This window comes from Nostoc sp. 'Peltigera membranacea cyanobiont' 210A (assembly GCF_002246015.1).
Taxonomy (GTDB): Bacteria; Cyanobacteriota; Cyanobacteriia; order Cyanobacteriales; family Nostocaceae; genus Nostoc.
Window position 1 is genome coordinate 329,189 of the sequence record NZ_NOLJ01000002.1, and the last position, 14,731, is coordinate 343,919.

Sequence of the window (14,731 nt, forward strand, 5' to 3'; positions counted from 1 at the left end):
AAGAATTAAGAAATATGTATATTGAATAATGACAAGTCCTCTGGCAAGAATTGAATCACATCCGCAAGAAGCAAAGCGATTAATCGGTATTGATTATGAGCAATTTTTAGCATTAGTAAGTTTAGCGGAAAAATGCCATTTAGAAAAACGTGCAGAAATCGAAAGGAATAAAACTCGTATTATTGCCCCTGGGGGTGGACGAAAACCGGAGATATCTTCAAAAGAAGGGATCTGCTTATGCCTAATTTATCTTAGACAAAAACCAATTTTTGAAATATTAGGTTTACTCTTTGACATCTCCAAAACAAAAGCTAATGATACATTTAATTATTGGGTAGAAATTTTAAGAGAAGTTTTACCAGCCTCTCAAATAGAAGAAGTAGAAAAAGATAGCAAAAAATATCAAAATTTACGTAAAATACTTGGTGAATACGAATTAATTGTAGATAGCGCAGAGCAAGCCATAGAAAGACCTATGGACTACCAAAACCAGAAACAATATTATTCTGGTAAGAAAAAAATGCACACTCTAAAAAATCAGTTTATTGTGCTGCCAAAGGGAGAAGATATTGTTGATGTATATGTTGGTAAATTAGGTAAAACAAGCGATATAGGTTTATTTCGAGAAACACGGCATAAATTCAATGTTGAACAAAAGTTTATTGGTGACAAAGCTTATATCGGAGATAATGCAATTACTACACCACATAAAAAACCCAAAAAATCAGAGATTTCACAACTGCAAAAAGAACAGAATAAACAATTATCTTCACGGAGAATTGGTGTTGAACACATGATATGTCGAGTGAAAATATTTCGAGTAGCGAGTGAGAAATTTCGTTTATCTCGTCATCGCTATAATCGGGTAATAATGGCAGTATGTGGACTTGTCAGATTGCGACTTAATTGCTCATGGTTTTTATCTGTTAATAATTGAGTTTATCGGGAAAAAATAAATTTTCACTCTTTCTATCTTTTCCTTGCTAACTGATAAATTAGCTCGATTAATTCCCCTAAAGCCTTATTCTTGCGTCCACCAAGCGCAAGCGATCGCAAGCCATTAAAATCGCTAAAAGCATTGTATAGTAAACATTTCAGATTTTTGGATAAGTCTAATGGACATTTACTGGTCGAAATCGTCGTCCGCCTACTGATCCCGTGAATTCACTTCTCAGTTTTGCCTATGGTTTGTTGCGAGTTCAAGTAACAGCTGCGGTTCATGTTGCTGGGTTAGATCCTTATATTGGTTATTTACACGAAGTCCATCATGGTCAGCCTGCAATGGTTCTGGATTTAATGGAAGAATTTCGTGCTTTGATTTCTGACAATGTAGTACTAGCTGTATTGCATAAACATGAAATTCAACCTGACGATTTCAACGAAAGTTTAGGTGCATATCGTCTTAAGGATAGTGCCAGGAAAACTTTCTTACAGGCATTTGAGCGCAAAATGAATGATGAATTTAAACATCCGGTTTTTGAGTACAGATGCACTTATCGACGAGCGATTGAACTACAAGCTCGGTTATTGGGTCGCCATTTACAAGAAGGTATTCCATATAAAGCTTTAGCTTTACGTTAATTATCAATTATCGAAAAAAATGACTACTCTGTTTTATTTGATTATTTATGATCTGCCTGATAACAAGGCTGCAAATAAACGTCGCACTCGCTTACATAAAATGTTGTCTGGTTACGGGAAATGGACACAGTACAGCGTTTTTGAGTGTTTTTTAACAGCAGTACAATTTGCTACCCTTCAAACCAAGATAGAAAAACTGGTTAAGCCTGAACAGGATTCGGTTCGATTGTATATACTTGATGCGGGTGCAATCAAACGAACAATTACATACGGGTCTGAAATTCCTCGACAAGAAGAAACAATAGTCTTATGATTATGTAATCAGCTTGATGATTGGCAAGTCGAAGCGGGGGCTAAAACTCTGGGGGATCTGCCAAAATCGCCAGAACCTTGACAAGTAAATAATTACAGCGTTTCAATACTTCGGGAAGTTGCAAATTAGTTGCAATAAGAGCGGCTGAAAATGACCTTTTTTTTCGATCCGTCAAAAACCTTCCCAGGAAGCCTGTTCTGTAACAGTTTCAGACTGGGCGGTTTCCAAAGCCTATTACCCCGCAAGGGGACTGAAACTCCTCAATAGTTCCTCGTCCGCACTCACCTCCGCTTGTTTCCAAAGCCTATTACCCCGCAAGGGGACTGAAACACCAGTAATAGGAATTAAAACGATGGAAATCTATTTGTTTCCAAAGCCTATTACCCCGCAAGGGGACTGAAACTTTATTTCTAAAATACTCTTGTTTATTAAAGAGGTGAGTTTCCAAAGCCTATTACCCCGCAAGGGGACTGAAACAGTTATTTATGTGCGATCGCTCTTGAATCTTAGATTGTTTCCAAAGCCTATTACCCCGCAAGGGGACTGAAACTGGCAGGTACTCGAAGTTGTTCTGGTATTCTTTTGTTAAGGTTTCCAAAGCCTATTACCCCGCAAGGGGACTGAAACATTTTTTGGTGGTATCTTCGTGGAACACTTTATCAACTATGTTTCCAAAGCCTATTACCCCGCAAGGGGACTGAAACATGCGTAACTCTGGAGTTACAACAATCAATGTTACTATATCCAAGAGTTTCCAAAGCCTATTACCCCGCAAGGGGACTGAAACATACTTTCAGATACTCTTGCAGCTTTTGAGCATCAAGTTTCCAAAGCCTATTACCCCGCAAGGGGACTGAAACACGATGATTAACAGCATTGAGAATACTGTTTGTATAAGTTTCCAAAGCCTATTACCCCGTAAGGGGACTGAAACATAAAGATTACATAAACATTGCAGATATAGTGGACAGTTTCCAAAACCTATTACCCCGCAAGGGGACTGAAATACTTCCTTGGTATCGCTCCAAAGGTCAGAATTTTTCGTTTCCAAAACTTATTACCCCACCAAGTTCACAAGAGCGAATTACTAGCTGTTTGGCTCTTGTTAAGTCAAAGAGGATGGAAATTGCGTACAATATTGAGCATTATTTTAAAGCCATAAGTAATGCCAAGAGCAGCTACATCTACTAGTCGTAAACCAAAGCCAAAGCAAAAATCTGTTGCTTCTGTTGTGACATGGGCAGATGAGACAGAATTGGTTGGATTAGTGTTTGAACTGGAGTCAACTGCTTCTGCTTTGCTTTACTCGCAGTACACGATTGGGCTGCACGCGTGGTTTTTGGAGCAGGTGCGGCAATTTGATCCAGACCTTTCAGCTTATCTTCATGATGGAGAGTCAGAAAAACCCTTCAATATTTCAGCGCTGTCAGGTCAACTAGTCGCCAGTGGCAAACAACTACGATTAGAAGCGAATCAAATATACTACTGGCACGTGAACGCTTTATCTCAACGGGTAGCACAGTTTCTCAAACACTGGTTAACTCAACTACCAGAAAGGTTAGATTTAAAAGGTGCATCTCTACAGATAAAACAGGTGAGCATAGCCTATGCACCAACTACCTACAGACAACTACTGGAATCATCCACAAATAGACCTTTTACAATTAATCTCAGTTTTATTTCACCTACAAGCTTTCGTCGAAAAGGAAATCATTTCCCTTTGCCAGTACCAGAAAACCTTTTCCATAGTTATTTGCGGCGATGGAACGATTTTTCAGCGATGCCAGCAGAACAAGAATCTTTTCTCAAATGGATAGATGAAGGGGTGATTATTCATCAACATCGTTTGGAATCAGAGAAAGTGGCAGCAGGGAAGCGTGGGTCAGTCACAGGTTTCACAGGTGCAATCTCATTAGGTTTAACAAAAGCAGCTTTAGGGAACTTTGAATTTAGTGAGTTGTTTTATGCTTTAGTACGGTTGGCTCCTTACTGCGGCACAGGGCATAAAACTACTTTTGGGCTAGGACAAACTCGTTTGGATTGGGTAGAGCAGGAAACGAGTAAATCGATACAGTTGCTAACAAATCTGCTGGGAGAGCGAATTGGGGAACTGATAAAATTATTCACTGCACAACGCAAACGCACAGGAGGGGAGCGAACTGATAAAATTGCTGTTACCTGGGCAACGATTTTGGCGCGGCGGGAGATGGGAGAATCAATCAAGGCAATCGCTGAAGATTTAGAGATGCCGATCTCGACCGTGAAAACTTACGTGAAATTAGCCAGAAAATCGCTCAAACAAGAAAGCAATAGTTGAAAATCTTTGCTTATGGACAAGCATAGGTAATTGTCTTATGATTAGATAATCAGCTTGATGTTTGGCAAATCGAAGCGGGGTCTAAAACCCTGGGGGTTCTGCCAAAATCGCCAGAACCTAGACAATTAAATACTTACAGCGTTTAAACAATTGGGAAAGTTGCAAGTAATTTGCAATAAGAACGGTTGAAAATGACCTTTTTTTTCGATCTGCCAAAAAGCTTCCCAGAAACCATGCTCCATAACAGTTTCAGATGGAGCGGTTTCCGATAACCAAATCCCCTCACGGGGACTGAAACCTTTCTTTAAATCATCAAAATTATTAATTGTGTTACGTTTCCGATAACCAAATCCCCTCACGGGGACTGAAACATGATTCAGATTTCTTTTTAAAGCCCACTCCCGGCACGGGTTTCCGATAACCAAATCCCCTCACGGGGACTGAAACATTTTCCATAATTTTGCTCATCTCGTCCCAAACATAGGGTTTCCGATAACCAAATCCCCTCACGGGGACTGAAACCGGACGCATAGCTACCAATGAGGGTTGGCGAATGGGGTTTCCGATAACCAAATCCCCTCACGGGGACTGAAACCTTAAAACTTACAGCTAGCGATCGCAGTCTTTTTTTGTTTCCGATAACCAAATCCCCTCACGGGGACTGAAACTGCCCATGCCATCCTTGCGCTCCCACACTGCACTGATGTTTCCGATAACCAAATCCCCTCACGGGGACTGAAACACGAAGATAAACCATTTACTCTTAAAGCTTACCCAGGTTTCCGATAACCAAATCCCCTCACGGGGACTGAAACAGTTTAGCGGCTACCTCTGGGAAGTGTCCCCGCCGATTAAGGTTTCCGATAACCAAATCCCCTCACGGGGACTGAAACAAATATTGTGTATGCCTGCTTGGTTTATTTCCCGAAGTTTCCGATAACCAAATCCCCTCACGGGGACTGAAACAGGCAATTACTAAAGCTTGTAGTTCTGCATCTCCGGTTTCCGATAACCAAATCCCCTCACGGGGACTGAAACATTGATGATGATATTGATTTAGGAATACTTGAGGATTCAGGTAAAGTTTCCGATAACCAAATCCCCTCACGGGGACTGAAACACTTGAAAACTAGTTTTCATTAAAGAAATTGCGATCGCTTTTGGGTCAACACCGTAGTTGTGGTACAAATCGAGAGTATCAACGATTGGATTTGACTACATAGCTCCTGGTAGCTACTCATACGTAAAAAGTTGAACATTGTTGCAATTAAGGCATTTACGCGCCCGTAGCTTTTCGCCTTCTCCCCACCCAGCCCCATCAGCACGGAAATATACCCACTGACTTACTGATTCTCCAACGGTACGACCCCAAACAAAATTTTGTGAGCCGCAGATAGGACATGGCGTTTCTTGTAGACTAAGGTTTTTGTGATTTGGTTGGTTATTCATGAGCTTCCCGCGATAACTTCTGAGTGCAATCTTCAGGAGGCATTGCGCCAGAGTGCGATCGCCCCTTTGTTCCTCTAAGAAACTGGAACTGGGGGGCGTAGTTTAGCACCGCAGGAATCGCTTAATCTGCTGCATGAGAGATACCACTTTGATGTTTCTATTTTTATTGATAATTCGTGCTGGGTGACTAAATGACGAGTTATCAATTGTCCTACAAGTATCTTCTAAATTACTTCCTTTCAGTATACCGTCTTTTTAAAAGAGCCGCACCCGTTTCATTTTTGGGGTTATTTGTTTAACTACAATATAAAACTTAAGGAAAGTGTCAAATCTGAATTCCTGTTTTCCGGTCTAGTTTTTTAAAAGCGATACCTACGGTAAGCTACGCTAACGCATGGTGGCGGATATGATCTTCAATAAAACTGGCGATGAAATAATAACTGTGGTCATAGCCTTCTTGGTAACGCAAGTTTAGCGGCTGGTTAACATCTGTACAAACTTGCTTAAACACCTCTGGCAGTAATTGTTCAGCTAAAAATTTATCAGCAGTCCCTTGATCAATAAGAATTGAACTGTGATAACCTACTTGCTTGACTAATTCACTAGCATCATAAGCACGCCAATTTTCTTGATTGCTGCCAAGATAACCACCCAAAGCCTTTTGACCCCAAGGACAACGCATAGGTGCAGTGATCGGTGCAAAGGCTGATACTGATTTGTAGAGTTCTGGGTTTCTCATTGCACAGACAAGCGCCCCATGTCCGCCCATCGAATGACCGAAAATGCCTTGTTTATCAGGTTGGGTGGGGAAATTTGCAGTAATTAAAGCAGGTAGTTCCTGGACGATATAACTATACATTTGGTAGTTTTGACGCCACGGTTCTTCTGTAGCATCAACATAAAAACCTGCACCACTGCCAAAGTCCCAGTCATCATCCTCACCTACAATGCCAGTATTACGCGGACTTGTATCTGGTGCAACCAATATCAAACCGTACTCAGCCGCCAAGCGCTGCGCTCCCCCTTTCGCCATAAAATTCTCTTCTGTGCAAGTTAATCCAGAGAGGAAATAGAGAATCGGTACAGGATTTTGAGTTGCTTGTGGTGGTTGATAGATGGTAAAGCGCATTTCAGCGTTACAAGTGGAGGAGTGATGACTGTAGAAACCGAGTTTGCCACCAAAGCTTTTATATTCTGAAATGAGGTTGAGGTTAGCCATTAGTTATATTCTGCTTTCCTGAGCGGCTGCGGAGAATGGTTATTTTAGCGTAAACTACGGGGTATTAGTACGATTGGAACAGAAAACCGGGTTAAACATTATTACATTAATAATACAAATTTATTTCAAAGCTGAAACCTGGTTTTCTCGTTAAGCAACTACTTGGGAACTTGAAACATCAGTTCCTACAATCTTCAATAAAAACCTTACAGGATAATACTTTTAAGCTTAACCTAGTTTTCTGTTCCGATGATACTTGTACCCCTAATTAAGGTAAATTAAGTAACTCGAAAAAGTTGTGTACTTAATTTAATAGGTACTTCGCCTACTTTCCTCTAAGAATGAACAGAAGAAAGGGCGATCGCTCCCCCTCACAAACGCCAAACCCTGTTAAAATTCCTGTATTCAATACATCAACTACCAGGTCTGGCAAAGGATTTGGACAACGCCAACCTACAAAAATCGATAAAGTTGTTGAATCTGCGGTGCGTTATAAACCCCAAGCGACACCAAACAGCCCGTCGTATTAATGATTACCGCACAAAATTAAGCAGTAAAAAAGATTACGGTAACTAGCTATTGCTTCGGCATCGTCTCCCAAGCCAAATTTTTGTTTAAGTACTGCTAACACTTCATCTAGGCAAAATTATTCTAGTTCCTGGGCTGCTGTCTGCAAACTAAGATAGGGTTAAATGCCATCTCTAGAAAACTCAAGTTATGACAATACCTTTGCCAAAATAAGAGCCTACAAAAATTTTGGCAAAAATGGCAAAAATACTGATACATGGGCGTTTAGCTGACAAACGAGCTTGGAGGCTCAAACCCAATACCCGTGAAGGTAATACGTAAAAAAAGCTTGCGGGAAACCTTGAAGGAATTTTTAGGACTTATTGTTTTTGCCTAACCCAAGAGACAAGCGAGTTAACATATCAACTCACCCTCGTAAATTGGCGAAGGTATTGTATGAAGTACAAAATTTTAGCTACACTTGTAGTACTAGCGACTACTAGCTTTGTTACTCCTGCTAAATCTCAAGAACCTGTAACTGAAGCTCCAGTAACATCAAATCAAATTGTGAATGCTTGCGTTCAAAATCTTGCCCAAACTTTACCAAATCCTTTTACTGATGTTCCATCAGACCATTGGGCTTTCAAATCGAGTTTAACTTCCCTGATGCAAAGCAGTTTTGGGGGTTGGAAGATTTTATGAATCTGAGGCAAACTGCGGTGAATAACGCTGCTAATTTAGCCTTTTTTATGGTTAATTTATCTCATCATCTTCTCACTGATTTTTGCCTTCTTAATCCCGGCTCCGGCATTCTTGACCTGGGGGCGTTTATCGTGGCTTTCGATATATCCATGAAATCTTAAAAATGCTTCCAGAAATCCCTGAGCCTATTTTATTAAACCAGATTTTTGCCAAGCTTACTTCTTTAGGACGCATTCATCCCGTTTCTACGGGCGTTGAACCTTCGTAATTTGACAGAGGTATTGTTCATCAAACTCATTCTGGATGGGAGGAAGAAGTGAGTAATTATTCTGATCATGAGAATTACTGTATAGTTTGAGGTATGCCAGATTATCCTCTCAAGAGTTGCTCTATGATTGCTCTACCTGGTATTGCCATCCAAGACAAGATATACGAAAGTTCTAATTCTCTAGTTTATCGGGGCATCAGAGACGACGGAGTAGGGATCGTCGTAAAAATGCTAAAGCTTGATTATCCCTCACCTCAAGAACTGACCCGCTACAAACAGGAATATAAAATTACCCGTTCCTTCAATCTGGAAGGAGTTATCAAAGCATACAGCCAGCAGGATTATCAACGCACTCTGGTGATTCTCTTAGAAGATTTTGGGGGAGAGTCCCTAGAGCAATGGATGCACAAGCGCCCAGATATTTTCTGCCCCATGCCCTTATCCACTTTTCTTGGTCTTGCGATCGCTATTTGCAATATTCTAGGCAGAATCCATACAGCCAGTGTCATTCATAAAGATATCAATCCTGGAAATATAGTTCTCAATCTGGATACTGGCGTTGTCAAAATTATTGACTTTGGAATTGCGACCCAATTTAACCATACAAATCCGACTTTCAAGAATCCTCATGTTTTAGAAGGGACACTCGCATACCTATCTCCAGAGCAAACCGGGCGGATGAACCGTTTACTCGATTACCGCACCGATTTTTACTCCCTTGGTGTGACATTTTACGAACTGCTAACTGGATATCTGCCGTTTCCCACAACCGACATACTTGAGTTAGTCCACTGTCATATAGCTAAACAGCCTGTTCCGCCTGATGAAATAAATACAACGATTCCTAAGCCAGTTTCAGATATCATTCTCAAACTGATGGCGAAAAATGCCGAAGATCGCTATCAGAGTGCTTGGGGAATCAAAGCGGATTTAGAAATCTGTGCTGAACAATTAGAAGAAATCGGTCAAATCTCTAGCATTCAACTGGCGCTTCAAGACGTTTCTGAGCAATTTAAAATTCCCCAAAAACTGTATGGACGGGACAAGGAAGTTGCAATGTTACTGGCGGCCTTTGTTCGCGTAGCGTGTCCAGAGTCAAATTGTGTCGCTGCTTTACCAAACAATTCGGAAACAACTTCGCAAAGCGAACAAAGAGGCAAACCAAAATTCCAAGTCGAAATGATGTTGGTATCTGGCTATGCTGGCATTGGTAAATCTGCGTTAGTGCAAGAAATCTATAAACCAGTCACCCAAAAGCGCGGTTATTTTATCTCTGGTAAATTCGATCAATTTCAGCGCAATATTCCTTACAGCGCGATCGCAGATGCTTTGCAAAAATTAGTGCAGCAATTGCTCAGTGAACCAGACGACCAAGTGCAACAGTGGCGATCGCTCTTACTTACAGCTTTGGGAAACAACGCACAAATCATCATTGATGTGATCCCCGAAGTTGAATTAATTATCGGCAAGCAGTCGCCTGTACCAGAAGTGGGAGCAACTGAAGCTCAAAATCGCTTTCACAGAATCTTTAGGCAGTTTGTGCGGGTGTTTTGTTCAGAATCACATCCCCTGGCGATCTTCTTAGATGATTTGCAGTGGATAGACTCAGCAACGCTGAAGTTAATCGAGTTGATGCTGCTGGATGAGCAAGCCCAATCACTATTTTTAATTGGAGCTTATCGAGATAATGAAGTAAATCCAACGCATCCATTAGCATTAATGCTAGAGAGACTGCGAAAACAAGGGGCAGTACTTCAGGAAATTACCCTAACACCATTAACGCTGGGTCCATTGAGTCAGTTGATTGCCGAGACGCTGCATCGGAATGCAGACATCGTTCGTCCCTTAGCTGAGTTAGTTTTGCGTAAAACTGAGGGCAATCCGTTCTTTGTCAATGAATTTTTGAGAATGCTGTATAGCGAGAATCTGCTGACATTTGATGCTGAACACTTATGCTGGCAATGGAACATAACTGATATTCAAGCCCAGAATATTACCGATAATGTGGTGGAGTTGATGCTTCACAAGTTGAATAAACTGCCAGAAAATACACAGCAAATTCTCCGGTTAGCTGCTTGCGTCGGCGCTGAATTTAATTTAGATACTCTATCGATTGTTTGTGAAAAACCACCTGAAACGATTTTTCAAGATTTACTAACAGCCATACAAGTTGGATTAATTCAACCACTATCTGAATTAGATGAAAACTTGTTAATTCCAGAGTATAAGTTCTTGCACGATCGCGTGCAGCAAGCCTCATACAAATTAATCGATGAGTCGCAAAAACAAATTGTTCATTTACAAATTGGTCGCAATCTCCTTGGAAAAATTTTGCCAGAGCGACTATTAGACCGACTGTTTGAAATTGTCGATCATCTGAATCATGGAATTGAGCTTGTTGCAGATCAACCAGAACGCAATGAAATTGCTAAATTAAATTTAATCGCAGGACAGAAAGCAAAAGCTGCGATCGCCTATAGTATGGCTCAAAAATATTTAGCCACAGCAAGAGTTTGGCTAGCAGCTTCTAGCTGGCAAACAAACTATGACTTGACATTAGATTTATATTTAGAAACAACAGAAGTCGCGTATTTGTGTGGCGATTTTGAGCAGGTAGAATCCTGGGCGGCGATCGTTCTGCAAGCAGCCAAAACGGTTCTCGACATCGTGAAAGTTTACGAAGTCAAAATTCAAACTGACATCGCGCAGAACCAGCCATTAGAAGCAATCAACACTGGATTGCAAGTTTTGCAGCAACTGGGAATCAGTTTTCCTGAAACGCCAACTCAGTCAGACATTCAGCTTGAGCTAGACACAATCACATCACTCATTGGCGAGAAGCCAATCGAGGACTTGCTCCATTTGCCGGAAATGACCGAACCGGACAAGTTGGCGGCGATGCGAATCTTATCAAGCATCACGATCGCTGCCTATGTTGCGGCTCCTGATTTGATGCCTCTGCTTGTGTCTAAACAAGTAAACTTATCAATTCAATCTGGTAATGCTGTTGTATCTCCCTTTGCCTATGCTTTTTACGGATTAATTCTTTGTGGAACGAGTGGGAACATTGAGATTGGGTACGAGTTTGGACAACTTGCGTTAAATCTATTGTCACACCTTAATATTCATTCTCTCAGAGCTAGAACATTACTCATTGTGAATAACTTTATTATTCATTGGAAAGAGCCTATTAGAAACACAATCCAGCCCTTGCTAGAAGCCTACCAAAGAGGTTTAGAAGTTGGAGATTTAGAGTTTGCTGCTTATTGTGCCCATTGTTATTGCTTCCAATCCTACGCAGTTGGAAAGGAACTCGTAGAAGTTGAGCGCGAGATGACGAAATACAGTGAAGCAATTCGTCAAATCAAACAGAAAACGGCGCTAACCTGGAACAAAATATATCAGCAGACGATCGCAAATTTGATGGGCTTTTCGGTCAGCCTAACTCGCCTAGTGGGCGAATTCTACAATGAAGAAAATGGATTGCCACAACATGAAGTAACAAATGATGGAACGGCAACCTTTGATGTCTATTTCAATAAACTTTTCCTGTGCTACCTATTTTCTGAGTATGCTCAGGCAGTTAAAAACTCAACCATAGCAGAACGTTATTTAATCCGAATAACAGGAACACCTGTTGCGCCTTTCTACTACCTATATGATGCTTTGACAAGACTCGCAACATACCCTGAAAGCAGCGCTCAAGCGCAAGGGGAAATCCTCAAAAAAATTGCGGTTAGCCAGGAGAAAATAAAGCAATGGGCACATTATGCGCCCATGAATCATTTGCATAAATATTATTTAGTGCAAGCAGAGACTGCACGAGTTTTGGGTCAGTTGCTTGAGGCAGAAGAATTTTACGAGCAAGCAATTCTTGGGGCTAAAGACAACGAGTATTTGCAAGAAGAAGCATTAGCTTATGAATTAGCTGCTAAACATTATCTGGCAAGAGGTAGAGAAAAAATCGCCCAAACTTACATGAAGGAAGCACATTACTGCTATGAACGATGGGGAGCATACGCGAAAGTCAAAGATTTAGAAACTCACTATCCCCAGCTATTTCCTCAATCGTCGGGCATGGCTTACGTGCCAATCCACAAAACTTCTGTCACCACCTCTAATCAATCACCCATTGCTTTCGACTTAGCAGCAGTGATGAAAGCTTCCCTTGCGATTTCTAGTGAAATTGAATTGGATAAGTTACTCAGTTCTTTGATGAAGATATTAATCGAGAATGCTGGCGCACAAAGAGGATTTTTGATTTTAGAAAACTCAGGAGAATGGGTGATTGAAGCTTCTGGTGAACTCAATGAGGGTGAGAATGTCTATGCTATACAAGTACTGCAATCTATCCCAACTGCAAATCATCTACCTGAATCAATTGTTAATTATGTTATTCGTACTCATAAATCTGTCATTTTAAATGATGCTACTCGTGAAGGTAATTTTATTAATGAGCCATATATTCAACACAATCAAACTCAATCAATTTTATGCTTGCCGCTGCTGAATCAAGGAAAGCTAGTGGGTGTGTTGTATCTAGAAAATAAATTAGCGGCTAGAGCATTTACACCAGAGCGATTCTCCGTTCGCGCAAGCGTGCCGGAGGCATTAGGAGACGCTACGCGATCGCAAGTCTTAAATCTGCTATCCACTCAGGCAGCGATCGCAATTGAAAATGCCAAACTTTACTCCAAGCTCCGCGCTAGTGAAAGTCAGATGGCTCAATTTCTAGAAGCGATTCCGGTGGGAATTGGCATCGTCGATGCGGCAGGTTGCCCTTACTACGCTAATCAACGAGGCGTTCAGTTAATGGGCAAAGGGATTGATTCTTCTGTCCCACGGGGTCAAATTTCAGAAGTTTATCAATTCTATATTATGGGAACAGATCAAATCTACCCAACAGAAAGACTGCCAGTCATCCGGGCATTAAGCGGCGATCGCACCAGGGTTGACGACATAGAAATTCACCAACACAACGCAACTATTCCAGTTGAGGTGTGGGGAACTCCAGTTTTTGATGAACATGGCAATGTGGCTTATGCGATCGTCGCCTTTCAAGACATCACAGAGCGCAAACAAGCAGAACACCTCTTAGCCAATTACAACCGTACTTTAGAGCAACAAGTAGCAGAACGAACTGCGGCTTTACAAAAAAGCGAAGCCGCACTGCGCGATGTCTACGACGAGCTTCTCTACGAGACGCTGCGCGAACGCTTACGCGAACAAGAATTACGACTAATCACCGACGCTCTACCAGTTCTTATCAGCTACGTGGATGCAAATCAGCGCTATCTGTTTGTTAACCGTACCTATGAGGTCTGGTTTAACCTTAGTCGAGATGAGATTTTGGGCAAATCTGTTCATGAACTCCTGGGTGAGACGATTTATCAGCGGTTTGAGCCGTTTATCAATCAAGTGTTTGAAGGGGAAACTGTAACCCTGGAAGTGGAAGCAGAGATTTCCTTTTCACTGGGTAAAAGGTGCATCAGTGCTACCTTTATCCCCGATTGCCATTGCCCAACGGGTAGTGCCAAAGGCGATCGCAATGCTCAAGTCAGAGGATTCTACAGTCTAATCACAGACATTAGCGAACAGCGAAACGCTGCACTGCGTGAACAAAAACGTGCCGAGCAAGCCTCAATTCTGGAAGAACGCAACCGCATGGCGCGAGAAATTCACGATACGCTAGCCCAGTCCTTCACAGGCATTCTTGTTCAAGTAGGAGCTGCAACGCAAGTGCTAGCGGACGATATAGAAGCGACACAGGCACACCTGGAAATAATTGATGAACTAGCACGAACCGGACTTGCTGAGGCGCGTCGATCGGTGGTAGCGCTTCGTCCTCAGCTATTGGAGGATGGCAATTTACATAGTGCCCTTCATCGCCTTGTGACTCAAATGAGAGCCGCTGCCGATACCGCTCTGATCTACGAAATCAAAGGCACAGCCTATTCTTTGCCAGCCGAGGTTGAAAATAACTTACTACGGATTGGACAGGAAGCATTAACCAACGCCATAAAATACGCTGATGCTGCCGAAATTCGTGTTGAGTTGGTATATGACAATGCCCAATGTATTCTGCGCGTTAAAGACGATGGTCGGGGTTTTGGGGTTGCTACGATCCCAGCTGTTGGCGGATTTGGATTGTTGGGAATGAGCGAGCGAGCAGAACATCTTGGAGCGCAACTGAGTATTCAGAGCCAACCTGGGCAAGGAACAGAAATTGTTGTCATTGTAAATCGAGAGTGAGAATATTAAAAATGCACTGGTTACAAACGCAAAGTGTAGTAATATCATGTCCGCATAATTAGTTTAGTTATGCTAACCACAGTCAATACACCCCACCCCCAGCCCNCCCCCAGCCCCTCCCCG

8 protein-coding genes, 2 pseudogenes and 2 CRISPR repeat arrays are annotated in these 14,731 nt (G+C 41.8%); of the genes and pseudogenes, 8 read left to right on the forward strand and 2 right to left on the reverse strand.

Features of this window, described 5'->3' with window-relative positions; translation table 11 throughout:
- The first annotated feature begins 28 nt into the window (after positions 1 to 28).
- From CDG76_RS06365 to cas6, 4 genes and pseudogenes are all read left to right on the forward strand, one after another.
- The gene (locus tag CDG76_RS06365) at positions 29 to 937 is read left to right on the forward strand and encodes a transposase family protein (protein WP_094348222.1); all 909 of its coding nucleotides are present in this window, start codon (positions 29 to 31) and stop codon (positions 935 to 937) included.
- Positions 938 to 1,128: 191 nt separating this feature from the next.
- A pseudogene (gene cas1 / locus CDG76_RS06370) lies at positions 1,129 to 1,581 on the forward strand (CRISPR-associated endonuclease Cas1); the annotation flags it as partial.
- Positions 1,582 to 1,600: 19 nt separating this feature from the next.
- Positions 1,601 to 1,894, forward strand: coding sequence for a CRISPR-associated endonuclease Cas2 (cas2, locus tag CDG76_RS06375; protein WP_094348223.1), 294 nt, complete (start codon positions 1,601 to 1,603; stop codon positions 1,892 to 1,894).
- Positions 1,895 to 2,114: 220 nt separating this feature from the next.
- Positions 2,115 to 2,901: a CRISPR direct-repeat array (repeat unit 37 nt; unit sequence GTTTCCAAAGCCTATTACCCCGCAAGGGGACTGAAAC).
- 158 nt (positions 2,902 to 3,059) lie between these two features.
- Positions 3,060 to 4,211 carry a CRISPR-associated endoribonuclease Cas6 gene (gene cas6, locus CDG76_RS06380; RefSeq protein ID WP_094348224.1) on the forward strand — a complete coding sequence of 384 codons (1,152 nt, stop codon included), beginning with the start codon at positions 3,060 to 3,062 and terminating at the stop codon, positions 4,209 to 4,211.
- 261 nt (positions 4,212 to 4,472) lie between these two features.
- Positions 4,473 to 5,332: a CRISPR direct-repeat array (repeat unit 38 nt; unit sequence GTTTCCGATAACCAAATCCCCTCACGGGGACTGAAACA).
- Between the two features lie 112 nt (positions 5,333 to 5,444).
- Here the strand turns inward: cas6 and CDG76_RS06385 are convergent.
- Positions 5,445 to 5,660 (reverse strand): hypothetical protein, encoded by a 216-nt coding sequence (locus CDG76_RS06385; RefSeq protein ID WP_094348225.1) that lies wholly within the window; start codon positions 5,658 to 5,660, stop codon positions 5,445 to 5,447.
- A gap of 382 nt (positions 5,661 to 6,042) precedes the next feature.
- Positions 6,043 to 6,879, reverse strand: a complete 837-nt coding sequence (gene fghA, locus CDG76_RS06390; RefSeq protein ID WP_094348226.1) for an S-formylglutathione hydrolase — start codon at positions 6,877 to 6,879, stop codon at positions 6,043 to 6,045.
- Between the two features lie 341 nt (positions 6,880 to 7,220).
- Between fghA and CDG76_RS35880 the strand changes: the two genes are divergently transcribed.
- The 4 genes and pseudogenes from CDG76_RS35880 (at position 7,221) to CDG76_RS06405 (ending at position 14,608) form a co-directional block, all read left to right on the forward strand.
- Positions 7,221 to 7,409 (forward strand): hypothetical protein, encoded by a 189-nt coding sequence (locus tag CDG76_RS35880; protein WP_143854035.1) that lies wholly within the window; start codon positions 7,221 to 7,223, stop codon positions 7,407 to 7,409.
- 433 nt (positions 7,410 to 7,842) lie between these two features.
- Entirely contained in the window at positions 7,843 to 8,088 is a 246-nt protein-coding gene (locus tag CDG76_RS06395; protein ID WP_223265156.1) for an S-layer protein, read from the forward strand.
- Positions 8,022 to 8,356 (forward strand): annotated as a pseudogene (locus tag CDG76_RS06400) (IS4 family transposase); the annotation flags it as partial. The gene CDG76_RS06395 and the pseudogene CDG76_RS06400, both read left to right, overlap by 67 nt.
- Positions 8,357 to 8,479: 123 nt before the next feature.
- Positions 8,480 to 14,608, forward strand: a complete 6,129-nt coding sequence (locus CDG76_RS06405; protein ID WP_094348227.1) for an AAA family ATPase — start codon at positions 8,480 to 8,482, stop codon at positions 14,606 to 14,608.
- The last annotated feature ends 123 nt before the right edge of the window (positions 14,609 to 14,731 follow it).